The sequence below is a fragment of the Frankia sp. CpI1-P genome, assembly GCF_001421075.1.
Classification (GTDB): Bacteria; Actinomycetota; Actinomycetes; order Frankiales; family Frankiaceae; genus Frankia; species Frankia torreyi.
On the sequence record NZ_LJJX01000009.1, the window covers coordinates 148,546 to 173,699 of the forward strand.

The 25,154-nt window shown below is 74.3% G+C and carries 13 protein-coding genes, 15 pseudogenes and 1 riboswitch; of the genes and pseudogenes, 16 read left to right on the forward strand and 12 right to left on the reverse strand.

Going from position 1 to position 25,154, the window contains the following annotated elements; translation table 11 throughout:
* Nucleotide 1: 1 nt before the first annotated feature.
* From FF86_RS08680 to FF86_RS43875, 5 genes and pseudogenes are all read left to right on the forward strand, one after another.
* Nucleotides 2–1,272, forward strand: a pseudogene (locus FF86_RS08680) (purple acid phosphatase family protein); the annotation flags it as partial.
* A gap of 2,011 nt (nucleotides 1,273–3,283) precedes the next feature.
* Nucleotides 3,284–7,330 carry a hypothetical protein gene (locus tag FF86_RS08690; RefSeq protein ID WP_044883985.1) on the forward strand — a complete coding sequence of 1,349 codons (4,047 nt, stop codon included), beginning with the start codon at nucleotides 3,284–3,286 and terminating at the stop codon, nucleotides 7,328–7,330.
* Nucleotides 7,331–7,573: 243 nt separating this feature from the next.
* Entirely contained in the window at nucleotides 7,574–8,914 is a 1,341-nt protein-coding gene (locus FF86_RS08695) for a PP2C family serine/threonine-protein phosphatase (protein WP_044883986.1), read from the forward strand.
* Nucleotides 8,915–8,995: 81 nt separating this feature from the next.
* Nucleotides 8,996–10,111, forward strand: a 1,116-nt coding sequence (locus tag FF86_RS43870) for an NAD-binding protein (protein ID WP_242418409.1), incomplete at its 3' end; no start/stop codon positions are given.
* A gap of 492 nt (nucleotides 10,112–10,603) precedes the next feature.
* Nucleotides 10,604–10,885: a RyR domain-containing protein gene (locus tag FF86_RS43875; RefSeq protein ID WP_236705772.1), complete on the forward strand. Its 282-nt coding sequence runs from the start codon at nucleotides 10,604–10,606 to the stop codon at nucleotides 10,883–10,885.
* A 110-nt stretch (nucleotides 10,886–10,995) separates the two neighbouring features.
* Here the strand turns inward: FF86_RS43875 and FF86_RS43880 are convergent.
* The 5 pseudogenes from FF86_RS43880 to FF86_RS43900 form a co-directional block, all read right to left on the reverse strand.
* A pseudogene (locus FF86_RS43880) lies at nucleotides 10,996–11,503 on the reverse strand (hypothetical protein); the annotation flags it as partial.
* A 35-nt stretch (nucleotides 11,504–11,538) separates the two neighbouring features.
* Nucleotides 11,539–11,830 (reverse strand): annotated as a pseudogene (locus FF86_RS43885) (hypothetical protein); the annotation flags it as partial.
* 1 nt (nucleotide 11,831) lies between these two features.
* A pseudogene (locus FF86_RS43890) lies at nucleotides 11,832–12,115 on the reverse strand (hypothetical protein); the annotation flags it as partial.
* Between the two features lies 1 nt (nucleotide 12,116).
* Nucleotides 12,117–12,297 (reverse strand): annotated as a pseudogene (locus FF86_RS43895) (hypothetical protein); the annotation flags it as partial.
* Nucleotide 12,298: 1 nt separating this feature from the next.
* Nucleotides 12,299–12,780, reverse strand: a pseudogene (locus FF86_RS43900) (hypothetical protein); the annotation flags it as partial.
* A 122-nt stretch (nucleotides 12,781–12,902) separates the two neighbouring features.
* Here FF86_RS43900 and mptB point away from each other — a divergent pair.
* The gene (mptB, locus tag FF86_RS08715; RefSeq protein ID WP_313949803.1) at nucleotides 12,903–14,501 is read left to right on the forward strand and encodes a polyprenol phosphomannose-dependent alpha 1,6 mannosyltransferase MptB; all 1,599 of its coding nucleotides are present in this window, start codon (nucleotides 12,903–12,905) and stop codon (nucleotides 14,499–14,501) included.
* Nucleotides 14,502–14,552: 51 nt separating this feature from the next.
* Here the strand turns inward: mptB and FF86_RS31740 are convergent.
* Nucleotides 14,553–15,891: pseudogene (locus tag FF86_RS31740) on the reverse strand (glycosyltransferase 87 family protein); the annotation flags it as partial.
* Between the two features lie 103 nt (nucleotides 15,892–15,994).
* Between FF86_RS31740 and FF86_RS43905 the strand changes: the two are divergent.
* The 3 genes and pseudogenes from FF86_RS43905 to FF86_RS62060 all read left to right on the forward strand — a co-directional run.
* A partial coding sequence (locus FF86_RS43905; RefSeq protein ID WP_304438110.1) for a Glu/Leu/Phe/Val dehydrogenase dimerization domain-containing protein occupies nucleotides 15,995–16,217 on the forward strand: 223 nt, incomplete at its 3' end.
* Nucleotide 16,218: 1 nt separating this feature from the next.
* Nucleotides 16,219–17,178 (forward strand): annotated as a pseudogene (locus FF86_RS08730) (Glu/Leu/Phe/Val dehydrogenase); the annotation flags it as partial.
* A gap of 1 nt (nucleotide 17,179) precedes the next feature.
* A pseudogene (locus FF86_RS62060) lies at nucleotides 17,180–17,238 on the forward strand (hypothetical protein); the annotation flags it as partial.
* 305 nt (nucleotides 17,239–17,543) lie between these two features.
* Here FF86_RS62060 and FF86_RS08735 read toward each other — a convergent pair.
* Nucleotides 17,544–17,978 carry an RNHCP domain-containing protein gene (locus FF86_RS08735; RefSeq protein WP_044883991.1) on the reverse strand — a complete coding sequence of 145 codons (435 nt, stop codon included), beginning with the start codon at nucleotides 17,976–17,978 and terminating at the stop codon, nucleotides 17,544–17,546.
* 205 nt (nucleotides 17,979–18,183) lie between these two features.
* Between FF86_RS08735 and FF86_RS08740 the strand changes: the two genes are divergently transcribed.
* The 3 genes from FF86_RS08740 (at nucleotide 18,184) to otsB (ending at nucleotide 20,074) form a co-directional block, all read left to right on the forward strand.
* On the forward strand, nucleotides 18,184–18,492 hold the full coding sequence (locus tag FF86_RS08740) for a DUF3263 domain-containing protein (protein WP_044883992.1): 309 nt from the start codon (nucleotides 18,184–18,186) through the stop codon (nucleotides 18,490–18,492).
* A gap of 8 nt (nucleotides 18,493–18,500) precedes the next feature.
* The gene (locus tag FF86_RS08745) at nucleotides 18,501–19,148 is read left to right on the forward strand and encodes a LytR C-terminal domain-containing protein (protein WP_044883993.1); all 648 of its coding nucleotides are present in this window, start codon (nucleotides 18,501–18,503) and stop codon (nucleotides 19,146–19,148) included.
* Between the two features lie 77 nt (nucleotides 19,149–19,225).
* Nucleotides 19,226–20,074 carry a trehalose-phosphatase gene (gene otsB, locus FF86_RS08750; protein WP_044883994.1) on the forward strand — a complete coding sequence of 283 codons (849 nt, stop codon included), beginning with the start codon at nucleotides 19,226–19,228 and terminating at the stop codon, nucleotides 20,072–20,074.
* Here the strand turns inward: otsB and FF86_RS43910 are convergent.
* The 5 genes and pseudogenes from FF86_RS43910 to FF86_RS43925 form a co-directional block, all read right to left on the reverse strand.
* Nucleotides 20,052–20,409: trehalose-6-phosphate synthase (locus FF86_RS43910; RefSeq protein ID WP_242418410.1), on the reverse strand; the 358-nt coding region annotated here is incomplete at its 5' end. The genes otsB and FF86_RS43910 overlap by 23 nt on opposite strands.
* A gap of 1 nt (nucleotide 20,410) precedes the next feature.
* A pseudogene (locus FF86_RS08755) lies at nucleotides 20,411–21,458 on the reverse strand (trehalose-6-phosphate synthase); the annotation flags it as partial.
* Between the two features lie 365 nt (nucleotides 21,459–21,823).
* On the reverse strand, nucleotides 21,824–22,181 hold a 358-nt coding region (locus tag FF86_RS43915; protein WP_242418411.1), incomplete at its 5' end, for an HAD hydrolase family protein.
* A gap of 1 nt (nucleotide 22,182) precedes the next feature.
* A pseudogene (locus FF86_RS43920) lies at nucleotides 22,183–22,346 on the reverse strand (HAD family phosphatase); the annotation flags it as partial.
* 1 nt (nucleotide 22,347) lies between these two features.
* Nucleotides 22,348–22,621 (reverse strand): annotated as a pseudogene (locus FF86_RS43925) (HAD family hydrolase); the annotation flags it as partial.
* 253 nt (nucleotides 22,622–22,874) lie between these two features.
* A riboswitch (SAM riboswitch) is annotated at nucleotides 22,875–22,990 on the forward strand.
* Between the two features lie 8 nt (nucleotides 22,991–22,998).
* Between FF86_RS43925 and FF86_RS62065 the strand changes: the two are divergent.
* The 4 genes and pseudogenes from FF86_RS62065 to FF86_RS08775 form a co-directional block, all read left to right on the forward strand.
* Nucleotides 22,999–23,272: pseudogene (locus FF86_RS62065) on the forward strand (threonine synthase); the annotation flags it as partial.
* 1 nt (nucleotide 23,273) lies between these two features.
* A pseudogene (thrC, locus tag FF86_RS43930) lies at nucleotides 23,274–23,879 on the forward strand (threonine synthase); the annotation flags it as partial.
* 1 nt (nucleotide 23,880) lies between these two features.
* A pseudogene (locus tag FF86_RS43935) lies at nucleotides 23,881–24,276 on the forward strand (pyridoxal-phosphate dependent enzyme); the annotation flags it as partial.
* Between the two features lie 490 nt (nucleotides 24,277–24,766).
* A partial coding sequence (locus tag FF86_RS08775; RefSeq protein WP_304438112.1) for a TCP-1/cpn60 chaperonin family protein occupies nucleotides 24,767–25,154 on the forward strand: 388 nt, incomplete at its 3' end.

Below are 25,154 nucleotides of genomic sequence, written 5' to 3' on the forward strand. Positions count from 1 at the left end.
NCGGTCCCGGCGACCACCCGCTCCTACCGGGACGCCCGCACCAGCGAGCAGGTCTTCGTCCATCACGCGACCCTGACCGGGCTCGAACCCGCCACGGACTACGCGTTCACCCTCGAGCACGACGGCCGCCCGCAGGCTGCGGACGGCTCGTTCCGCACGGCTCCGGGCTCGCGGGCCGCCTTCGGCTTCACCTTCTTCGGCGATCAGGGCACCGACCGCCCGTACGACCCGTTCGGCTCGCCCGCCTCCGGGTACGCCGTGGCCGGCGTCGAGCGGTGCGCACCGCTGTTCGCGCTCACCGGCGGGGATCTGTCCTACGCCAACCAGCGTGAGGACCCGGTACGCACCTGGTCCGACTGGTTCACGATGATCAGCCCGTCCGCGGGGTCACGGCCGTGGATGCCCTGCGTCGGCAACCACGAGATCGAGCGGGGGAACGGGGCGCTGGGGCTCGCGGCCTACCAGACCTACTTCGAACTGCCGCCGAACGGGGGCGAGGGCTACCTCGCGGGCCTCTGGTACGCCTTCACGGTCGGGGCGGTCCGTTTCGTGGTGGTCAGCGCCGACGACGTCTGCTACCAGAACAGTGGCCCGATCTACCTGCGCGGGTTCAGCGCCGGCCGGCAGACCGCCTGGCTCGCTCGGACGCTGGAGCAGGCCCGGGCCGACCCGGACATCGACTGGATCGTGGTCGTCATGCACCATGCGGCCCTGTCCACGTCGGCCGATCACAACGGCGCCGATCTGGGCATCCGGGAGGCCTGGCTGCCGCTGTTCGACCGGCACGGAGTGGACCTCGTGCTCTACGGGCACGAGCACCACTACGAACGCAGCCACCCGGTGCGGGGCACCGTCCCGGGCAGCCGGACCCTCGCCCCCCGACCGGTGGTGGGGGCGGTCGGGTCCGGCGGCGCCGTCGTGGACACGTCGGCGGGCACGGTCCACCTGATGGCGGGCACCGGAGGCTCGTCGTCGCCGTCCACGGACACGCTGCTCGATCCGCCGGCCGGACGGATCGTGGTCGGCGTCCGTGACCCCGAACCGGGGCGCCGGCACCGGACCGCCGTCCGCGAGCTCGAGGACGCGGCCTGGTTGGCTTTCCGAGCCCCCGATCATCCCTACGCCTTCGCCGGGTTCGAGGTGGATCCCGGCGAGCCCGGCGGGCTGACCAGCATCCGGATCACCGCGTACGACTCGGGTTCCCCCGACCCGGTGCCGTTCGACCGGGTGACTCTGGTCCGGCCCAGAACCGACGCGGCGCCGACCGGCTGACGCCGGGAGCAGGCCCTGGACCTCCGCCGACAGTTGACGTCCGCCGACAGTTGACGTCCGCCGCGAGGTCCGAAGACGCCCCGAGGAGAGAATGCGGAAGTCACCGGGGTGCGCCTCGATCGGCGATCTTCCGATCGTTCACCGCTCGCCTTCGGTGACGAAATATGTTCCGGTCGCGCCGCCGAGCCGAATTAACGTTACGCCCGGTGAAGAAGGCCGCCCCNGCCCCCGGCGCGACGAGATGATCGCGCGCGGTCCCGAGCTCCTTTCACCGGACAGTCCGGCCACCCCGGCGGTGACCGCCGGACATCCCGCGGAACATCGAACCGACATCAGCACTGCAACGTCCGCCCATCTTTGCCGGAAACCCCGGCGCGGCGTTCGGAGCAGACGTACGTAACGACAGCCGGGCCGATCATCGACCACCGACCCTTGGCGCACCGCAAACGGGAACAACGTGCTGCACATGCCGCTGCACGGGGCACCTGCCTTCGGCTCCGTCACGCGGCGGAGCCGAAGGTAATTCCCGCCGCCGGCACGGTCGCTCCCGGCGGCGGCGTCCGGAGATCCAGCCACTCGGGCCTGGATGATTTTTTCGGACTTTCGCTGGACCGACCGGGGGTCCAAGGAATAACTTTCGCGAGTAGGCGGTAATCGACCGACTACACGATCATTGTCGACTACGGCGAACCGGGAGGACGTCCATTGTCAGGGAAGCAGCGGACGCCGAGTGGGGGCAGCTCGTCCCGTCCATGCGCCGAAACCCGGGCCTCCATTGTGCGGGAGCATTGCCTGCCAGCAAATCAACGGCAGTCCCGATACCCGTCGAAGGTCGGCCTCGCACCGGCATACCCGACGCGGAGGAATGAACGTCCGCGGGGCCGGTGGAATGCTTCGATGCTGCGCGGGACGGCCTTCACCCGGAGCCTTCGGTGAGCACCGCGACCGGCCCGGTTGCCACCCTGGACCTGCGCTCGGGCTGCCGGCGGCGGGTGGCGCGACGCCCCTGGGCCCCCGGCACCCTGCGGACCCTGCTCACCCGACGCCCGCGGTTCGACGTGGGCGCTGCGGAGCGTCTGCTGATCGTCGACGAGGCCCGCACGGCAGCGGCTCACCAGGCCGGACTGGCTGCGCTGACCACCGGGCGCCCCGCCGAGTCGGTGCTGCTCGTCCTGGTGGGGCCGGTGCCGGGCGAGATCACCGCGCCCGGGACACACGGAGCGCCGGCGCCGGCGGACACCGGCGCCGACCCGTGGCGCGGCACCGGTGCCCAGGACGAAGGTGCCCAGGACGAATTGTTCGGCGCCGTGCCGGGTGACGAGACGCTCCCCGACCTCGACGCCCCCTACAACCCGGCCTTCTATGCCTTCGTCGACGACACCGCCTTCGTCGACGACGGATCCCTCGGCGACGACGCACCCGAGGGATCCGCGCGGCCGACCGCGGCGGCCGCGTCTGCGGCGCCCGGCAGTGCGCCCACCATCCCGGCGATCCTCTGGGTCGGGGCGGTCGAGGGCAGACCGTCGGCCGCCGCGGTGGACTCGGCCGGGCCGGCGCTACGGGTGCTGCTCGACGCGCTGCGCAGCCCCGAGGTGTTCGACGAGGTCACCCGCGCGGTGTCCGCCATGCCCGNCTGCCTCGCCTTCCCCGGCATCCGCGCCGTCGTCGGCCGGCTCCCCGGCGAGTTGCTGCGCGGGTTGCAGATCGGGGCCACATCCTGGTCGGATGCCCCCACCGATGCGGCGGTGGTCCCCGAGCTTGCCGGCGAGGGGCGGTTGGCGCTGTTGGATCCCAGCTCCGACGCTGCGACGATCATCGCCTTCGCGCCACGGGTTGCCCGCCCGGAGCCGCCACCGCCACCGCCGGAGACGGACGGCGCCGGCCCGGCGGACCCGGTCGGGCCGACCATCGAGATCGTCTGGACCGCGGCGACGATGCTCGCCGGCGTGCTGCGGCTGACCCCCGCGCGGGACGCCGACGTGCTGGGGGTCCTGTTCCCGGGGCTGCGACCGTGAATCGCGCCGCCCCCGCGGCCTCGGACCACGCCCCCGCGGCGCGGGACGCCACCTCCGCGGTGACCCGTCTGGACCAGATCGTCTACGCCTGGTCCAGGCGGACGCGGGCCGGCGCCGAGGGCTACTTTCCCATCGCGAGCTCGCTGAGCTCCGCGGTGACCCGTTCGTGGAACGGCCTGCTCGCCGCCCAGGTCGAGGCGGGCGACAGCCCCGTCGACCAGCCGCCGCCCGCGCTCGCCTACGTCGTCGGCGCACCCGACCGGCCCATCCGGGACGATCCGGACGACGTGCCGGACGCCGCGCTCGTCCACCACGTCCACGTCGCCGGCCGAAGCGGCGCCGGTAGCGGCCGGCTACGGGCGCACGTCCTGATCGGCCGGGCCGACTACCTGACCGAACGGGTCGCGCTGGCGCTGTACGCGGCCGGCGGGGCCACGGCCGGTGGGGCCACGGCCGGTGGCGCCCGGACCACACCGCGGCTGAACCCCCTGCACCTCGATGATCTCACCGCGCAGCGACGGGTCGGCGAGCGGACGCTGCGCCAGGCCGCCCGAGCCGCCGCCCGGCGTAACCGGCTGACCGTCCTGGTCTCGGCGGCCCTCACCTGGTCGTGGACGGACCGACCGGTCGTGGTGTCGCACACCGGCTCGGACGAGGCCGTCACGCTGATGTGGGCACTCGTCGAGATGCTCGAAGGGGTGCTCCCCTACCGGCTCACCTTCTCCATCCACGCCGCCCCGCCCGCGCCCCGTCCCACGTCGCCCACCGCCCGCGCCGCCGATGCGAGGCATGAGCCGGCGGATGAGCCGGCGTGGGCGTCGAGCGGCTCGACGTCGGCCGCGGACCACGGACCGGCGGCGTCGGCCGGGACGGCCGTCGGCCAGGGCCGATCCGATCCGCGGTTCCGATTCGTCCCGATCCCGCCAGAGCTCGGGCCCGGCACCGACCCGGCGGCGATCTACGTGGATCCCCGCGTGACGCCGCCGGTCCCCCCGGCCGTCGCCGACGCGGCCCACCTGCTCGTCGGCGTCTACGGGCGGAGCGGGATCCGCGGCGTCGCCGACCTGCTCGCCCAGGTCGGCGACGAGGCGTTCCGGCCGCACGATCCCGAGCGCTGGTGCCGCCGGCTGGTGGCAACCAGCGGGCGGGACGCGGCGGTGGCCGGGTCAGGTGTGCGGCCGGGCCCCGACCCGACCGGCTCCCTCGCGGCCGACTGCCACCCGATCGACCCCCACCCGATCAGTCCCCGCCCGATCGACCCCCACCCGATCAGTCCCCGCTCGATTGGCGAACCGTCCTCGAGCTGGGAGGCCTCACCGGCTCGGCCGTCCCCGGGGCAGCCCGCACCCCCACCGGCGGATGCGCGATCACCCGCGGCGGCGTTCGCGGGGCGAGGGGCCGCCGGGCAGGCGCGCGCGGTCGCCGAGCACCTGCACGACGCCTACGAGCTGTTGCTGGCGCCGGGAGGCGCCGGCGGGGACGACGCCGACCCGGCAGGTCGCCTGATCGCGATCCTGGCCCACCCGGTCGGCCTGCCCGCCGACCTGCCAAGCGCCGAACGGCTGCGCGGGCAGCTACACCGCGTCGCGGGTCGGCTGACCGTTCCGGGTGCCTCCGGCCGGCCGCCGAGATCGCCGACGGGGCAGGAGGCACGCACCGGGCCGGCATCACGTGAGCAGGGCCGCGCCATGATCGTGGCTGGCGTCCTCGACCGGCTGGGGGAGATGGATCCGGCCGATCGTGCCCGGGTCGCCGTGGACGTCGAGGCCGCGGTCGTCGAGGAGCAACGGCAGGTCGAGGGGGCACTGACCGCGCTGGCCGACGATCTCGCCGCGCTGCGCGGTCCGTCGCCCACCCGCGGCGCCGAACAGTCGATGCGCCGGGCGATCCCGCCCCTCACGGCCGGCCTGGAATCGGTCTTCTCGTCCTACCGCCTCGCGACGGCCAGCGGCAGCGCGCTGCGGCTCGCCACCGAGACCCTCGACGCACTGCGCGCCGTCCGCCCGGCAGCCCCCCCGCCCACCGCCGCCCAGCCCGACCCCACCGCCCAGCCCAGCCTCGCCGACCGGCCCGACCCCAGCGGGCGACCCGACGTCTCCGTCACGAGCCGGGAGGGCGGCGGCGCCGGAGCCGACCGCCCGGTCGGAGCGGAGACCGACTTCGAGGTGACGGTGACGGTCCTGCCGCCGGCGGCTGCCTCCCCCGCGGCTGCCGCCACCGCGCCCCGGCAGGAGCTGGAGCGGGCCGCCCGGGTCGCGGTCACCCGGCACGTCGCGGCCGCCTACCGGACGGAGTGGTCGTACTGGGACGGCCGGCTGCACCCCGTCGACCGGCTGCTGGCCGCGCTCGGCGTCCCGCTGGGGGTCTCGCTGGCGCAGGCGGGTCCCGATCCGCTGGCCGATCCGCTGGAATCGCCCACCGAGCTGCGTGAACTCGCCGCGCTGCGCGACCTGTTCGGCCCGCTGTGCCCGCCGGGCTCCCGGTCCCGGCCGCAACCTGACCGCCCGCCTGGTCGGCCCGCCGACGTCCTGGCCCGCGCCGCCAGCGACGTCACCCAGGCAATCACCCGGCTGGCACCGGACGCCCACCTGACCGAGGTGGACCGGGCGGCCTACGTCACGGCGATCCACACCGCCGTCGCGGAGATGCATCGGCAGATCGTGCAGCTACTGGCCGGGCTGGTCGCGGATCTGGCCGCCCTGCCGGTCGCAACCGAGGCCGGCCCGGATCGGCCGGACGAGGGCCACCGCGCCGCGCGCGTCCGGGACCTGCTCACCTCCGCCCTGCGGACCGTGTTCGACCGGTTCGGGCTTCCGGAGGGGTTCGCGTTCGCCGACGCTCTGGCCGACGAGCTGGCCTGGCTGACCGCCGGCGCGGCACTCCCCGCGGCTGCCCTTCCTGCGACGGCGTTCCCTGCGACGGCCGAGTCGTCGGCCGCGGCGGCCGAATCGTCGGCTGCGGCGGTGGTGCGGCTGCTGCGGGAGACCCGAGCGTGGGGAGCCGACGCCTTCCGGCTACTCGTCCTGTACGCCCCGGGCTGGTACGGAGCCGAGGACATCCGGTATGCCATCGCCGCCGCCGTAACGGCCGGGCCGGGCGGGTTCGGGCTGCCAGGAGCCGACGACGACGGATCCGGGCTCCTCGCCGCCGGCGCCCGCCCCTTCTTCGAGCGGCTGGCGACGGCCCGGCCGGGCGGGGGCCAGGTGATCGACACCGTTGCTCGCCTTCTGGAGCTGTACGCCCGCGGCGGGGCCGGCGAGACACCCGGCGAGGACGGCGAGACACCCGGCGGAGGCGGCGAGGCCCGGCGCGAGGCCGGCGCGGACCGGGCGGCGAGCGCGGTGCAACGGTCGCGGCGGCCTGCCTCGTCCGCAGCGGAGGTGCACGCCCTGGGTGCCGAGCTCACCGCGCGCATCCCGCCGACCGCGGCGGCCCCGCGGGATCCGGCGGTCGCGTTCCTCGACGCGTGCGCGTCGGGCCGGCCCGACGCGGCCCGGATCTTCGGCCTGCTCGTCCGGTACGTGCCGAGCTGGGACGATGCCTGGGACCTCTACGAGGCGATCTGGAACCGGGGCACGCCCCAGCACGGCAGCAGGGCGTCGCCCGAGCCACCCTCGGAAGCGGAGCTGGGCGTGGCGGCGGAGCGGTACTTCCGCCACGCCCTGCACGCCGGCGACGACTACGACGGCGACTACGACTACGACGGCGACTATGACTTCGGCCCCGGCAGCGCCGACGACTACGCCGCCGACGACTACGGCGCAGCGGCCTACAGCGGAGCAGCGGCCTACAGCGGAGAGGCCGGCGGCGGGCCGCATGCCGCCGACCTGGAACGCGTCGTACGCCGGCTGGTGGCGCTCTACCTTCCGGACGATCCACGCCTGCGGGCCGCCCACGAACTACCCGGCTTCGTCGAGTCCCGGGTCATCGCCGAGATCGCCGCAGGCGGCGCGGCCCGGCGTCGGCGGCGCTCCTTCGGGCTCCCCGTGTTCGCTCTCACCTTGGCCGCCGCCGTGCTCGCCCTGCTCGTCGTCGTCCGGTGACAGCACCGGTCGCCGGGCCGCCGGGCGACGACCGCGAGGCCACCCGGCCGGGAGGACGATCACCGCGGCTGTCCCGTTCGCCCTACTCGGGGTCGGTGGAGTCTGGAACAATGACCAGCACTTGTGTCGGTGTCGCGACACACCCGGGGTTCGCGGTGCGTCGGTGCCCTTGGGTAAGAAGGAAGACGGCTGGCGACACGTCCCGACAGCGTGATCGTGAATGGTTCGGCGAGGACGGAGGCCATGGGTAGCTCGCTGGTGCCGATCATGCTCATCGTGGTGCTGCTGGTAGCCCTGGTGATCTACTTCGCCCTGAACAACCGGCCGGTTCGGCAGGGAAGCCAGCGCCGCAGCCGCGGCTTGGACCATCAACGGCATCGATCCGGTACGGTGCCGCTGCGAGACGGCTCCGACGCCGCCGCGCCGGACGGGATCGTGCCGGGCTTCACCGAGCCGGCGCCGAGCCCCCCCGCCGAACAGACGGCCGACGACGCGAGCGACGGCCCGGAGGCGGGCGCGTCGTGGGGAGGGGATGTGACCACGCAGGTTCCAGTCGGAGAAGAGAACAGTCGCGATCCCGACGCGACCGGTTGGACTCCTCCGCCCGCTGCCCCGCCGCACCAGGCCGAGTCCTTCGAGGACGAGCGGGAGGACGCCACCCGCTACTACGACCCGCAGACCGGCGACTACCCGATCGCGCCGCCCACGACGACCTTCGCCGCGCAGTCGGCCGCGGTGGGAGCGGAGCCGGCCGGGGGGCGGGCCACCGCGGGCGACCCGCGGTGGGAGAGCACACCGACCGCGACCACCTATCCCAACGCCGCCGCCGCGCCGCGGGAGCAGGCTGCCGACCTGATGGCGACCGAGCCCGAGCAGACCACGGCCGCCCCGCTGCGGCTGGCCGCCGCCGGCCGGACCCGCCGGGGCAAGCGCGGCGGTCCCAACGAAGACGCCTTCGTCGTCGTGGACGGCCTGCTGGCGGTCTCGGACGGCGTCGGCGGGGAGGCCGCCGGCCAGATCGCCTCCACGCTGACCGTCACCACCGTGGCCGGCTTCCGGCCGCAGTACGCGGAGGATCCGCTGGAGGGCCTGCGCAGGGCCGTGGAGCGGGCGAACCGGGTGGTCCGCACCCGGGCCCGGGAGGAACCGACCTGGCTGGGCATGGCCTGCACGCTGGACGTCGTCATCCTCGGCCGGCAGCACAACACCGGCGAGTACCTCACCGTCGCCCACGTCGGCGACAGCTCGGTGTGGCTGCAGCCGGGCCGGGGACGTCCGCGGGCGCTGACCACCCCGCACGCGATCCGCAACGGCCCCTTGCTGAACGCCGTCGGCCTCGCCGACGAGATCGAGGCCGACATCTTCAGCGAGCCGGTCCGGGCCGGCGACCGGGTCGTCCTCGCCAGCGACGGCATCACCAAGGTGATGACGCCCGAGCAGCTCGACGGGCTGCTCGGCGAGCTGGGCTCTGAGCCGCCCGAACGGGCCGCGGACGCCCTCGTCGAGGCGGCCCTGCTGGCCGGCGCCCGCGATGACACCACCATCGTCGTCGCCGACCTGGTATCCGAGCCCTCCTCGCGGTGAGACTGATCGGGCGTCCGGCACGGCGCACCCGGCGCCGACGATCCCGAACCCGCCCTCGGCAATCCGACCGAGACGGCCCCGGTGATCAGTCGCGGCACACCCGGCGGCCGGGGCGGGCGCCCCGGCCCCGGCCATCGGCTGGAACGCTGGGCGAACCGGCCGCTGCTCGTCGCCGGGCGGTTGGCCCGCTGGTTGCGCCGCCATCTGCTGGGGACGTTCGCCGTCCTCGGGGTGATCGCCTTCAGCCTCGGTCTGCTCGGGATGTACCGGCAGTTCCGCCACGAGCCGGCGATGTTCAACTGGCCCAACATCGTGTTCTTCACCGCGACGCTCTTCCTGGCCGACGGGACGGTCTTCCAGGACGGCGGGCGGTACCCGGTGGCGCTGGAGATCGCGCGGTTCCTCGCCCCGCTGGCCACGGCCGTCGGAGTCGCCGACGGGGTGAGCACGATCTTCGCCCAACGCTTCGAACGGTTCCGGGCCCGCCATGCCCGCCACCACGTCATCGTGTGCGGCACCGGCCCCACGGCGTCGGCGCTCGTCGACAAGCTCTCCCGGTCCAAACGGGTGGTGCTGGTCGCCGAGGACGCGGAGCGGGAGTATCCGGACGCCGAACTCCCGCCCGGCCTGCTGCGGGTCGTCGGCGACCCGATGGAGCCGCTGGTGCTGGCGAAGGCCGGAGTCGCCCGCGCGGACGTGGTCTACGGCTGCCTGCCGGACACCTCGTCGAACCTGGCCATTGCCCTGGCCACCCGGCTGCTGGCCGCCGACCGGGCGGACCAGCCGCTGCGCTGCGTGGCCCAGGTGGGCGACCTCTCCCTCATCCCGCACCTACGGGCCCGCCGGATCGGGTTCAACGACCACAGCGGCTTCCGGCTGGACTTCTTCGCCGTCGAGGTGCTCGGCGCGCGCGCCCTGCTCAACCGCTACCCGCCGAGCTGGGCCGCCCCGGATCACGCTGAGGAACCGCCCGTCGAACCGGCGCCCCTGGTCGTTCTCGGGCTTTCCGGCCTCGGCCGCGCCCTGGTGCTGGAGCTGGCCCGCCGCTGGTCGGCCCTGGTCGGGGCGGCCGGTCCACTGCTGCCCATCGCCGTGGCCGATCCGGCGGCTGATGAGATACTCGCCGCGTTACGCATCCGGGAACCCGCGCTCGCCCAGGTCGAGCTCACCGGTCACGACACCCCGCACGGCGAGCTGNCGCCGGCCGTGACGGACGCGCCTCCTCCCGAGTTCGTCTACGTCTGTCAGAGCGACGAGGAACGGGCGCTGCTGTACGGACTGGACACGGCGCAGGTGCTCAACGGCCGGTTCGGGTTCGCGCGGACCACGGTCATCGTGTGCACCGGCCGGCAGCGCAGCCTGCAGGACGTCTTCGGCCGACCGCAGTACCCTCGCCCGTCGACGCCGCGGCCGGGCCCGTTGCTGGAGGACCTGCTCGGCCGGGTGCGCTTCTTCGCCGTCAACGACGAGGCGCTCCCGCTCGACCTCGGCGACACCGACCTGATCGAGCGCTTCGCTCGGGCGAGCCACGAGCGCTACCTGGCGTCGGAACGCCACCGGGGCACCCCGATGAGATCCAGGCCGGCGATGGTGACGTGGGAGGAGCTCCCGGCCAACCTGCAGGACTCCAACCGGGCGCAGGCCGCCCAGTTCGGAGAGATCCTGCAGTCGGCGCAGACGCTGATGCTGATGCCGGCCGGGGTGGCCGACACCGACTTCGCGTTCACTCCGGACGAGATCGAGGAGTTCGCCCAGCAGGAACACGAACGGTGGCGCCGGGAGCGGGAGGCCAAGGGCTACACCCTGGGACCGACCCAACAGGACGGTCCCGACCGCCGCCACCCCGCGTTGGTCGACTGGTTGGCGTTGTCCGACACCGACCGGGAACGCGACCGCGAAGTCATCCGCAGCCTGCCAGCGATCCTCGCCCATGTGGGGCTGCGCATCGTCCGCCTCGACGATCCCGACTGATCTCGACTGATCCCGGCTGATCTCGACTGATCTCGACTGATCTCGACTGATCCCGAGGCTGGTCCAAGGCTGCCCCGGGATGTTCCGGGCTGCCCCAGGCGGGTCCGTCGTCAGGAGATGCGCTGATCCACCGGGCAGTCCAGGGCGCTGGCCCGGGTCAGGCCGTCGACCGAGAGCCGGGCGGACAGGCGCACCGGCCCGGACGCCTCGGTGAGGATGCCCGTCCAGCCGCCGGCGGCGCGGAACACGCACGCCCGGCCCTCCGACAGCCGCCAGTAGGGCGTGTAGTGGACGAGCACGGTAGCGACCCCGGGCGTGCGGAAGTCCACCCCCACCGAGCTCACCCCGAGCTCGGTGAGGCTCGCCGGCCCCTGCACCAGTCCGGCGGAGTCGGTGACGAGCCAGACCTTCCAGTGTGGGTTGTGCCAGGCGAGCTCGAGGTAGGGCAGGCCCGCCCGCAGCAGTTTCGCCTCCGCAACGGCGGACGGGTCGAGCTCCACGTCGGGCAGGGCGACGTAGCGGATGCCCCGGGCGATCAGCCACTCGTGGTAGGTCTCGGCGTTGAGGCTGCCGTCGTAGAACAACGCGTTGTACTTGCTGTCGAGCTGGCGCAGCCAGNCCCGGGCCATCGGCACGCTGGGCGCCACGAAACNCGCCTCCCAGTGGGCCCGGGTGAAGGGAACCTCGACCCGGCCGGCCGGCACCGGCGCGCCGCGGTCGAGGTAGTCGAGCAGCTCGGTGTAGTACCCGGCGGACGAGGACGGATCGCCCTGGGTGAGCAGCGCGCCGTGGATCGGACCGATCTGCCAGCCGATCAGGGGGATCGCCACGATCGCGAGCACCCGGCGGCGGTCGGCGAGCAGCAGCGCCGCCGCGGGGCCGGCCAGCAGCGTCGCCGGCCGGGTGATGTTCCCCCCGACCTGGGACGGGATGAAGAAGAACACCNCCGCCGCGGCCGCCCACAGCAGCAGGCCGTGGCGGATTGCCCGGGCACCCTTCGGGACTACCAGCAGTCCCACCGCGATGAGCGCCAGCAGCGACAGGAAGGTCAGCGCCGGGAACGGTTGGTAGCCGTCCTCGGGGAAGGCGAGCGCGACGACGATGCCGGCCCCGGCGCCGGCGAACGGCAGCACGCGCCGCCAGCCGATGGTCAGCAGCAACGCGGCGCCGACGAGCAGCACGAACCCGGCAGCCAGGGGCGAGGCCAGCGACGACAGCACGGCGCCGGCCNAGGTCAGCTTCGTCCGGCGCTCGCGGGCCCCGAGCAGCGCCAGCGCGCCGAACGCCATGCCGAGGGCGAACGGCATCCGCCCGACGACAAGGTTCGACACCGTCGCCACGGCGAACCACACGAGGACGAGGTCCTGCCCCGACCGCCGGCCCGGCCCACGCAGCAGCCGGGTCACGATCACNGTGGAGGCGACGCAGGAGATCGCGCCCAGGAGCTGCACCCCGAGCAACGCCCCCAGCGGCGGGAACAGCACACTGTACCCGGGTATGGTGTGGCCGCCGTACCATTGATCGTCCCAGAGGACCGCCCCGCCGTGGCGGAACAGCCACACCCGGTATTCCTGGGCGGGGGTGTCGGGGCCGGTCACGCCGAGCCCGACGCACAGCAGGCACAGGGCCGCGGTCAGCGTCCAGGGCCACCGGCGCACGGCCGCGACGAGGACGAGCAGGCCCCGCACGACCGGCCCGTGGTGCCGCGGCGGCTCGAGGGCGATGAAGGGGGTCTGGGGCAGTGGAGCCACGCGAGACTCGGTCTCGCCCGCCGGCACCGCCACGGCCACGGTCGTCGGCCGGCTACCGCGCGTGGCGTCGATCGGGGAACCGGGCGCCGCGAGCGCTGTCACCCGCGACCTCCCAAGGCACCGACGACGGTCCGTCCGCCGCATCCCACCGATCATCTCCCGACGGCCCGCCGGTCGGCGAACGGCCGGCCGCGGCTACCACCGCCGCGGCGGCGCGCGGCGGCCGCGGACCATCCGCCGTCAGGCGCCCGACCAGCGTCATCTGGTTGATCCTCGGCGGAGCCGGCGCCGCAGTCGTGGCCATGCTGGCCGAGGGGCGGCTCGGCCCACGCGATCCGAACGTCGCCGACCCCTCATCCTGGTGGGGAATTCTCCCATCGACCCCGCCGACGGAGACGGCAAGGGGCGTTCTGGCCGGACTGTCCGCGCTCAGCGTCATCACGCTATGCCTGTGCTGGGTCCTCCTGGTATGCGCGATGGCCGCCGGGCGGGTGTCCACCCGCGCCGGGCTCGCGGCGGCCGCCGCCTGGAGCCTGCCGTTCGCCGTCGGGCCGCCGCTGTTCAGTCGGGACGTGTACGCCTATGCCGCCCAGGGCGAGCTGGCCAGGCTCGGCCTGGACCCGGCGACCCACGGGGTGGCCACCCTGCTGACGTCCGGCGCGCCGGACGGTTCGGGCCGGGCGTTCGTCCAGGCCGTCGACCCACGGTGGTGGCACACCCACTCCCCCTACGGCGGTGCCGCGGTCGCGGTCGAGAAGGCCGCGGCGGCGATCGGCGGCGGCCCGGCGGGGACCATCGCGGTCCTCCGGGTGATCGCCGTGCTCGCCACGATCGCCCTGATCGGCCTGTCGCTGCGCCTCGCCGGGTCAGAGCCGTCCCGGCGCCGCGCGGTCGCGGTCCTGGTCGCGGCGAATCCCGTGGTCGTCATCCACCTCGTGGGCGGCGCGCACCTCGACGCGATCGCCGCCGCGCTCGTCGTCGCCGCCCTCGTGCTGGACCGCGCCCCCCGCCAGGCGGTGCGCGGGATCCTGCCGGGCGCCGCCGCGACGGGACTGGCGTGCCTCGCGGGCAATGTCAAGGCGACCGCCCTGCTCTGCGTCGGCTGGCTGGTGCTGGCCCACCTGCTGGCCGCGCGGCGGGCGCCGCGACCGGTGCGGGCGGGGGCCATGCGTCTCGCCGCCGACGCCGTCGCCGTCGCCGTCGCCTCGGGCCTGAGCATCGCCGCCGCCGGCTTCGGCCCGACCTGGATCCACGCGCTGTCGACCTCGGGCACCCTGACCACCGGAATCGCTCCCGCCGCGGTCCTCGCGGCGGCGGCGGACGGTGCGCTCGCGCTGGTCGGCGTGCATACCGCGGACGGCGCGACGCAGCGGGTGACCCGGGCGCTGTGCCTGGCGGCCGCGGCGGGCGTCGTCCTCGCACTCGCCCTGCGCGCCTGGCGCCGCTCCCCCGAGGCACCGCCGGCGGGCGGCGACCGGGCGTTCCGGGCGTTCGCCGGCAGCCGGCCGGACCTGGTCGTCGTCGGCTTCGGCGGCCTGGCCGTGGCGCTCGGCAATCCGGTGGTCTACCCCTGGTACCTGGCGCTGTGCCTGACGCCGCTGGCCATCCTGGCGGCCGGCGGCGCCCCGGGCGGGCGACGGGCGGGGCGGGTGCCGGGCACGGCCGCGGGACGCACGGTCGCCGCGCTGGTCGTGACCTCCACCTGGCTGTGCCTCGCGACCCTCTCGCCGCTCGCGGCCACCTGGCGGCTACTCGGTCCCGCCGGGGTCGCCGCCCTGGTCACGGTCGCCGCGCTCGCCGTCGTGGCCGCAGCCGCACTGGTGGCGGCCCGGCGGCGGCCCGCACCGCCCACCAGCACACCATGAGCAGACCGAGGTTGCGCCCGACCAGCAGCAGGCTCAGCACGATCCGGCCCNGGATGACGTCGTTGTACCGCCACGGGTAGATGAGCTGGGTCAACGCGACGCAGGCCAGCAGCGCCACCGGCAGTCGCCCACGGACGCTCACCGCCGGGGAGCCGACGGCGAGTCCCGCGGCAACCAGCGCGAGGATCCACACGAGGTACTGCGGGCTGAGCACCCGGGCGGTCACGACGACCACGACGACGAGCGCGAGGGCCCGCCCGGCGAGCGTCGCGGCCACCGTCCGGGCGGTCCCGGTCTCCGCCGGCGACCGACCCCGCGTCCACCACCACACCGCCGCCGCGATGATGGCGACGGCCTCGACCAGGCTGCACGCGGTGGCGACGGCGCGTGCCACCGGACCGTCGAACTGCAGGGAGCCGTAGGAGTATTCGGGCGCCGGGCCGCCGAGCATGTGGGCGACGACGAACGGCGTCGCGGCCACCGCCTCGACCTGCAGCCCGCGGGCCTGCTGCGCGCCGAGGAAGCCGAGGACGTCGCGCCACCAGCCGGTCAGCGCTGCGACGACGGCCAGCAGCCCCACCGCGCCCGCCACCCCGCCGACCAGGCGAGCCGCCCCCGCCCGCAGCCAGGCCGGCCACCGGCCGGGGGAGCCTGCCGGCGCCGGCATCGCGACCAGCAGCAGCAGCGGCCACACCTTGAGCAGCGTCCCCACGCCGAGGTGGAAGCCGGCGCGGCCGAACCGGGCCCGCGACACGGCGAGCACCGCGGCGAGGGCCGCCGCGGCCGGCAGCAGGTCGAACCGGGCCAGCGCCACGGGGCCGAGCGCGGTGATCCCGACCACCCAGAACAGCGCCGCGCCACGGTCGCGCCGCGCCAGCGCGACGGTCACGGCGAGGTCGGCGAGGAGCGTCAGCACGACGAACGCCACCCGATAGGGCACCGCCGAAAGGGTGTGAGCGAGCTCCGGTAGGACCAGCGCGACCGCCGCCCCCGGCGGGTACTGCCAGCGGTCATCGCCGACGGGCAGCCCGCCGCCGTGGCCGAGATCGTGCGCCCAGCCGGCGTAGATCCGAAGATCACCGAGGACGGTCTGCTGAGCACCGAACGTCTGGCCGGTCAGGACGCCGGCGACGAGCAGCGCGCGAGTGAGCAGCCAGCCACCCCACAACCGGCGAGCGGCCGGTAGGGGGGCACCCGGACCGGTCCGGGATGTGGCCGCCGCACCGGCGGCGGCGGTCGGCTCCGGGGCCGGCAGGCCGGCCGGCCCGCCGGACAGGGCCGACTGATCCGCGCGCACGTCCGCGACCGTACCCGCCCGTTCGGGCGGCCCGAGGCGCGCCCTCGATGCGCCGGGCGGGAGGGCTCTGCTGTCACCTATTGTTTGCGCCATATCGAGTCACTGCCACGGTGCGCAACGGAGCGCGCCGTGGCCGACGAACCCGGCGGCGCGTTCGGCGGCGGAGGGTGGCTCGAAACGCGCCGCGGAGGTGCCTGTGATCCTCGGATCCGGCTCAGCATGGGACACGGCCTGCGTTCAACTGGGGAACGCGGCCCGTCATCTGGGCCTCGACGACGGACTGCACGAACTGCTCCGCACGCCCCGCCGGGCGATCACCGTCAGCGTGCCACTGCTGCGTGACGACGGATCGCTGATGGTGCTGACCGGCTACCGCGTCCAGCACAACCTCGCCCGCGGCCCCGGCAAGGGCGGCATCCNCTTCCACCCCAGCTGCGACCTCGACGAGGTCAAGGCGCTGGCGATGTGGATGACCTGGAAGTGCGCGCTGATGGGGATCCCCTACGGCGGGGCGAAGGGCGGCATCGCCGTGGAGCCGGGGCTGCTGTCGCGCCAGGAGCGCGAGCGCATGACCCGGCGCTACGCCGCCGAACTCGTCCCCCTGATCGGGCCGGAGAAGGACATTCCGGCCCCCGACGTCGGCACCGACGAGCAGACCATGGCCTGGATCATGGACACCTACTCCGCCCACACCGGCCACACCGCGACCGGCGTCGTGACCGGCAAGCCGCTGTCGATCGGCGGCTCCGCCGGACGGGCCGGGGCGACCAGCCGCGGCGTCCAGCTCGCGCTGTTCGCCGCGCTGCGCCAGACCGGGCGGGACCCGCACTCCACGACCGTCGCCATCCAGGGCTTCGGCAAGGTCGGGGCGCTCGCCGCCCAGTACCTGCACGACGCCGGCTGCAAGGTCGTCGCCGTCTCGGACGTCAAGGGCGGCGTGTACAACCCGCAGGGCCTCAACCCGACGGCGCTGATCCGCCACCTCGCCGAGGGGGCGGAGACCGTCGTCGGTTTCCCCGGCACGGACACGCTCACCAACGACGACCTGCTCGAACTCGACGTGGACGTACTGGTCCCCGCGGCCCTCGAAGGCGTCATCACCATCGAGAACGCCGACCGGATCAAGGCGAGGATCATCGTCGAGGGGGCCAACGGCCCGGTGACGGCGGACGCCGACCGGATCCTGGAGGACCGGGGCGTGATGGTCGTGCCGGACATCCTCGCCAACGGCGGCGGCGTCGCGGTCTCGTACTTCGAGTGGGTGCAGGACATGCAGGCCTACTTCTGGTCCGAGGACGAGGTCAACGACCGGCTGCGGACGCTGATGGAGCGGGCCTACAGCGAGGTGGCGATGCTCGCCACCACGCAGGGCGTCAGCATNCGCCAGGCGGCGCACATCATCGGGGTGAGCCGGGTCGCCGAGGCCCACCAGACGCGCGGNCTCTACCCCTGAGCGACCCGCGGCCGATCCGCGGTTCCCGCCTGGACCAGCCGTCCTCTCCCCCACGGGGACGCAGTCCCGACCGACGGGACATCCGCCGGCGCGAGGTGACGCGCCGGCCCCGGAACGGGCCGCGCCGGGCGGCATCCCGGGATGCCTGGGACTGCCACCGGCCGGTNCCGGTCGCCGAGTTGCCGGGGGTGACCACGGTCAAGGCCACCGATCGTGCGAGCTCTCGGCAACTCGTGCGGCTGCCCGACCTGGCCGCGTCGAACCTGGCCGCGTCGAACCTGGCCGCCGGCGCTCAGCGGCCCCGCCCGGCTCGGGCGCGACGCCGGGGCCGGGGCCGGGGACCGGCCGAGCCCGGTCCGATCGGGGACCCCCCCGCCGGAGGGCCCGCCGCCGGGAAGGCCCCTTCGGCGGGGAACACCGCCGCCGTCGCCGCCGCGGCGGCGACGGCGAGCAGGGCGTCGCGGTCGTCGGCCGGCGCGGTGCGGTTGCGGCGGCGGTGACCGCAGCGCTCGCAGGCGTGGGTGAGGATCACGTCGTGCGTCCGGGCCTCGACGGCCACCGGGCGCATCACCCCACCGCAGGCGGCCGCACGGTCGCCGGGATGCACGTCGACGTGGCGCGAGCACAGGCAGGCCGGGCAGTGGTTGGTGTACCCGTCGCCGCGCACGGCGGTCCCGCAGACGAGGCAGTCGAAGTCCTCCGTGGTGCGGGTGAATCGCCGGCTCACCGGTCCAGCGTAGAGCCCGCCGCACCGACGCAGGCTTTGTTGTGCCGTGGCCCGCCGTCGCGACGGCTGCCCGGCATGTGTGTTCCCGGAGACGACCGGAGATGTCGGACCCACAGGATGAAATAGTGGGCGAACCATACCGNGCGTGGCGTGGCCGCGTCCGACCGCGCTCGTCGTCCCGGCTGCGTCCCGAGGAGGTCCCGCTGTGCAGGCAGCTCAACCCCTGCCGCCCGAGGAACCCGGGCGGGCGAGCACACCGGCCGCGGAGCTGTCCGACCGTGACCGGCGCATCCTTCGCTTCGAGCAGGGCTGGTGGCGTCATCCGGGGGCAAAGGAGGAGGCGATCCGTGCCGAGTTCGGCCTGTCCTCGACGCGCTACTACCAGATCCTCAATCGACTGATCGACTCGGACGCGGCACTGATCACCGATCCGATGCTCGTCCGGCGGCTACGCCGGCTGCGCGAGCAGCGCCGGGCCGCCAGGTCCGGCCGCCGGGACCGGAGCGAGGAGTAAAGCCGCTCATGACGCATGGCACGAGCGCGCCGCCGCGACGCCGCCCCCCGGGCCGGCGCGCGGACCGGCTGCACGCCGTGGCGGCGGGGGCCGTCGCTGTCCTCGCCGTGCTCGCGGGCATCCTGCTGGTCAACCTGTTCAACGGCACGTCCGACCCCGAGCGGCCGAAGCCGGTCGCGGCGCCCATCCACACCCCGGACGGCGGCAGCCCGAGCCCGTCGCCCGCGGTGCACCGCACGACGCCCGCGGCCTCGCCGACCCGTCGCCCGAGCCCGGCCGCGACGACGCCGCCCGCCGAGCGGCCACCATCCTCGACACCCGCGCCGCCGCCGGCACCGCACAGCCAGCGGCCCACCGTGACGGCGCCGGTGGTCGTGCTGAACAACTCCCGGATCTCCGGCCTGGCGGAGGTCGCGGCCGGGCGGGTCGAGGCCGCCGGGTTCCCCGTCGAGCGGACCGGTAACTTCCAGTCGGTCTACAACGTGCCGGTCTCGACGGTGTTCTATGACGACGACGACGCCGCGGCCGCCCAGGCGCTCAAGGACGCCGTTCCGGGCATCGAGAAGATCGTCCCCCGCTCGCAGACGAGGATCGTCTCCACCAACACCCTGATCCTCGTCATCACTCGCGACTTCCCCGCCGACCCGGAAAAATGATCAGTGATCGTCCCGTCTGGGACATCCCCCGGTGGGCATGTCCGCCGGTCCTCGACCATCGACCCCGGGAAGGCTCCGTGAGCGATTCCGCCCAGCACCGCGCGCCAGCGCCCCGCACCCCCGCCGGGGGTGCGGGGCTCGCCGCCCTGCTCACCGCTCCCGACCGCGCGCTGATCGCCCTCGACTACGACGGCACGCTCGCCCCGATCGTCGCCCGCCCGGCCGACGCCGTCCCCGCCCCCGGGGCGATCGAGGCGCTGCGCCGGATCTCCCGTGCGGTGGGCACGCTGTCGATCATCACCGGGCGGCCGGTCGACGCGCTGCTGGAGCTGACCGGGGTGGAGAAGCTCCCCGACCTCGGCGAGCTGGTCATCCTGGGCCAGTACGGACTGCAGCGGTGGGACTCGCGGTCGCGCGCGATCACCAGCCCGGAGCCGCTGCCGGGCGTGGGCGCCGTCCGCGCCGCACTGCCCGAGCTGCTGCGCGACGCCCCCGCCGGCACGGTGGTCGAGGACAAGCACCAGGCGCTCGTCGTGCACGTGCGCCGCACCGCCGACCCGGACGCGGCGCTGGCCGCCCTCGCCCCGGCGCTGACGACCCTCGCCGAGGAGCACGGGCTGGAGGCCGCCCCCGGCAAGAAGGTGCTGGAGCTGCGCCCGCCCGGTCACGACAAGGGGGGCGCGCTGCGCGAGCTCGTCGCCGCCCGCGGGGCGCGCTCGGTGCTCGTCGCCGGGGACGACTACGGCGACCTGCCCGCCTTCTCCGCCGTCGACGAGATGCGGGCGGGCGGCCTGCCCGGCATCACGGTCTGCAGCGACAGCCCCGAGGTCCCCGCCGTGTTGCGGGAGCGCGCCGACCTGGTCGTCGGCGGTCCCGCCGGGATGGTCGCGCTGCTGGAGGTGCTCATCGAGCGTCTCGGCGGCTGACCGGCGCGTCGGGGCGATCCGCGGCGAGGGCGTCGAGCTGGTCGGTGAACCAGACCCGCGGTGGCAGCCGGCCCGCCACGGCGGCGAGCTCGCCGGCGCGGCGCCGGCGGTCGGCCGCGGGCATCGTCAGCGCCGCATGCAGGGCCTGCGCCGTCGCCTGGATGTCGAACGGATTGATCACCAGCGCCGCCCGCCCCATCTCCGCGCAGGCCCCCGCCTCCCGGGACAACACCAGCACGGCGTCGCGCCGCGACACGACCGGCCCCTCCTTCGCGACGAGGTTCATCCCGTCCCGGATCGGGTTGACGACGAGCACCTCGGCGAGCGAGAGCGCGNCGATCGACCGCGGATAGTCGTCGGTGATCTCCAACCGCAGCGGCAGCCAGGTGTCCGTGGCGAACTCGTCCTCGATCTCCGCGGCGAGCCGCTGCACCGCGGCCGTGTACTCGCGGTACTCCGGCAGGTCGTGCCGCGAGGGGTAGGCGCAGACGAGGTGCATCACCTTGCCGCGCCACTCCGGGCGGGTCCGCAGCAGCTCGCGGTAGGCGGCGAGGCCGCGCACGATGTTCTTGGACAGCTCGGTGCGGTCCACCCGGACGATCAGGCGCCGGCCCTCGGCCAGCTCGACGAGCTCCGCCGCCCGGGCGGCGACGTCGGACGCGTCGGCCCGGTCGCGCAGCTCGTCGGCGTCGACGCCGAGCGGGTGTACCCCGATGCGCACTGTGTGTCCGGCCTCCGTCGCCCCGGCGGGCGGCGCCACCGTGATCGAGCGCCGCTCGACCCGCACGCCGGGCAGACCGCGGACGCACTCGGTGAAGGCGTCGGCCCACGCGTCGGTGAGAAACCCCAGCCGGTCGGCGCCGAGCATGCCGCGCAGGATCTGCTCGCCGACGTCATCGGGCAGCATCCGGAAGTACTCCGGCGGCGCCCACGGGGTGTGGCTGAAGTGACCGATGCGCAGGTCCGGGCGCAGCCGGCGGAGCTGCCCGGGGACGAGGGTCAGGTGGTAGTCCTGGATGAGCACCGAGGCGCCCGGGGCGGCCTCGTGCGCCAGCGCCTCGGCGAACATCGCGTTGTACGCCTCGTAGGCCGCCCAGTCGCGGCGGAACGACGGGCCGAACACCGGCTGCGAGGCCGGGGCGTAGAGCAGGTGCTGGATGAACCACAGGATGCGGTTCGCGACCGCGTTGTAGGCCCGGTCGAACACGACCCGGTCGACGTCGAGCATCCGCACGGCCGTACCGCCGGTGTCGTGGCCGGCGAGGTCGAGCCGGCCGGCCGGTGCGGCGCGGACCGCGCGCCGGTCGGCATCGCCGAGCGCGGCGCACACCCAGACCATCGGCAGGGCCTCGGGCGGGGCGTCGACCGCCGCCTGGCCCAGACCNCTGACCAGCCCGCCCGCCCCCCGGCGCAGCACCAGCTCCCCGCTGTCACCGGTGACGAAGGCCACCGGCCCCCGGTTGGAGGCGACCAGCACCCGGGCCGTCCCCAGCGGCGAAGGACCCCCCGACGTGCCCTGCTCGGCTTCCCGCATCCGCTGCACACTGCGGAGGGTAGGCCATTCGGACGGTCGTCCAGGCCCGACCGCCGGCCACACCGCGGCCATCCGGCGCGGGTTCCGCCGGATATGGCCGGACATCGTCCGTCCGGTGTCCGGCCGCCGTCCGGTCCGCCAACACCAGGCGAACCAGCCGCGAACCGGCTGCCGGCGGGCGGGTCAGACGGCGGGCGAGTCAGACGGCGGGCAGGTCAGACGGCGACGGCCGTCCGCACCGCGCTCGCCCATCCCGCGCCGACCGTGCCCGCCTCGACGGTGACGTTGTCGTACCGCTCGAGCAGGGCGGTGATGTCGGGGTGGCGCAGCGCGTTGGCGACCAGGTGCATGCGCCCGACATGCGGGGCCATCGCCAGGTCGCTGGCGGAATCGCCGATCGCGATCGCCTCGGCCGGGGACACGCCGCGCCGCTTGAGGTCGTAGGCCACCGCGTCGCCCTTACCCACCCCGTCGGGGACGAGGTGGTAGACGTGCGGCGCCACGCCCAGCCCAGGCATGTGGGCCGGCGAGATCAGACCGTTGTCACGCATGCTCAGCCAGGCGAAACCGGTCNCGGCGAGCCAGCCGTCGACCTCGGGCACGTCGATGCGGCCGCGGAGCATCACGTCGACCTCGCGGCCGGCGTGCCAGGGGGTGTGCAGCTCCAGGCGGCCCGGGTAGCGCTCGATCAGCCGGTCGAGCAGCGACTCGGGGACCTGGTCGAAGTCCGGCGGCATGNCACCGCGCAGGATCTCGCTGTCCCGCCCGTCGTTCCAGCCGACGATGGCGCCGAGCTCCCCGATGAAGCCGTCCGCGCCGAAGATCTGTGCCGCCTCGACGAGCTGCGGCCGGGTGCGGCCGCTGACCAGCACCAGCGCGACGCCGGCCGAGTGCAGCTCGGCGAGCGCCTGCGCCGGGTCCAGGGTGATCGTCCCGCCCTCGGCGCGGAAGAAGCAGCCCTTCGGGCCGACCATCGTGCCGTCGAGATCGGTGTAGACGACGCGAATACTCACTGTCACGGACTCCCTGGTCTGCGAGGTGGGTCGGCCCGCCGGCACCGGCTGCCCAGGCACCGGGCGCGAGCGGCGGTCACCGGACGCGGGCCCGGCGTGCCCGGCGCCGGTGAACCGTGCCCGGCGCCGGTGAACATTCTGGGGGCCGGGGCGGGCTGCACCCGGCGAAACACGATCTCATGGCCGTGAACCACGAAACACTGGTGCACGATCTCCGGCACACGGTCTACAGTACGGACAGACAACTTCATCTGGCTCATCCAGAGGGGCAGAGGGAACGGCCCAGTGAAGCCCCGGCAACCACCCGCATCCGATGCGTGGCAGGTGCTAATTCCGACCCGTGGCAGGTTGCCCCGGGAAAGATGAGGAGCTTCTTCATGACTCTCGCGCCCGAGCGTGCCGACACCACCGCCCTCGACGTCGCGAACCCCGCGGTCGGACTGTCCTGTCGCCACTGCGGCGCCACCTACCCGCTCTCCCCGACCCACGTGTGCGTGGAGTGCTTCGCCCCGCTGGAGATCTCCTACGACCCCGACCTGCTCGGCCGGGTCACCCGGGAGTCCATCGAGCGCGGGCCGGCCAACCTGTGGCGCTACGTCGGCCTGCTGCCCGCGGGGCATGACCCGGCGCGCCGGGTGTCGCTCGGCGCCGNCTGGACGCCGCTGCGCCCGGCCCCGCGCCTGGCCGCCGAGCTGGGGATGAAGACGCTCTACGTCAAGGACGACAGCGCCAACCCGACGCATTCGTTCAAGGACCGCGTCGTCTCGGTGGCCCTCAGCGCCGCCCGCGAGCTCGGATTCACCACGGTGGCCTGCGCCTCGACCGGCAACCTCGCCCAGTCCGTGGCCGCGCACGCCGCCGGGGCCGGCCTGCGCTCGGTGGTGCTGGTGCCGCACGACCTGGAGGCCGGCAAGACCGTCTCCACCGGCGTGTACGGCGGGACCCTCGTCGCGATCCAGGGCAACTACGACGACGTCAACCGGCTGTGCAGCGAGCTGGCCGGCGAGTACGAGTGGGCGTTCGTCAACGTCAACGTCCGCCCCTTCTACGCCGAGGGCTCCAAGACGCTGGGTTACGAGGTCGCCGAGCAGCTCGGCTGGCGGCTGCCCGAGCAGGTCGTCGTGCCGATCGCGTCCGGCTCGCTGCTGACCAAGGTCGACAAGGCCTTCGGCGAGCTCGGCAAGCTGGGCCTGGTGGAGCCGACGCCGTACCGGGTCTTCGGCGCGCAGGCAGCCGGCTGCAACCCGGTGGCCGCCGCNTTCGCCCGCGGGGTCGACACGGTCGCCCCGGTGCGACCGTCGACGATCGCCAAGTCGCTGTCCATCGGCAACCCGGCCGACGGCCCGTACGCCCTCGACGTCGCCCGCCGCACCGGCGGTGCGATCACGGACGTCAGTGACGACGAGATCCTCGAGGGTATGCGGCTGCTGGCCCGCACCGAGGGCATCTTCGGCGAGACCGCCGGCGGCGTCACGGTCGCGAACCTGCGCCGCCTGCTGCGCGAGGGCCTGCTCGACCCAGCCGCCGAGACCGTCATCTACAACACCGGCGATGGACTGAAGACCCTCGACCCGTTGGTCGAGACCGGCGGACCGACGGCCACTATCAAGCCGTCGCTGCGCGCCTTCGAGGCCGCCGGCCTCGGCGACGACTGATCACCCCCGCCTCCTCCCGGACCCGCGGTCTGGGTCCCTGCGGCACGGTTCCTTGCCCTTCCAGAGGGACGAATCAGGCACGAAACCCTCCAGAAGGGCAAGGAAGTCGCCGGCCCTGGCGGGCCTGGCGGCCACCAGCGCCGCGACCTGTCGGCTAGCGGACACCGAGCCGGCAGCCGGCAGGCTCGCCGCCCGCACACGAGGCTGACCGGGGATGTCGCCACGCCGCACCCGGTCGCGGAACGGGCCGTGGAAGCTGCGGTGCGCAACGCGGCGAAGCGACGGCGAGCTTGCACTCTCCCATGCCGAGTGCTAAACAGGACTTGGCACTCTCACCTAGGGAGTGCCAAGGCTGAAACGGCGAGGCTGCCCGTTCACCCGGCGTCCACGGTGGTTGCACCGAGGTCGGAGCCGGNGGGAGCCGTCCGTCGCGGGCGTCGTTGTGGCCAGGCCATCGAACCTGCCATCCCACTGGGAGGACCCAGAAACCATGCCGAAGATCATTGCCTTCGATGAGGAGGCTCGGCGCGGCCTGGAGCGCGGCATGAACCAGCTGGCCGATGCGGTCAAGGTCACGCTCGGTCCGAAGGGTCGCAACGTCGTTCTGGAGAAGAAGTGGGGCGTTCCCACGATCACCAACGACGGTGTGAGCATCGCCAAGGAGATCGAGCTCGAGGATCCGTACGAGAAGATCGGTGCGGAGCTCGTCAAGGAAGTCGCGAAGAAGACCAACGACGTCGCGGGTGACGGCACCACGACCGCGACGATCCTGGCTCAGGCGCTGGTGCGGGAGGGTCTGCGCAACGTGGCCGCCGGCGCGAACCCGCTGGGCCTGAAGAAGGGCATCGAGGTCGCGGTCGAGCGGGTCTCCGAGGAGC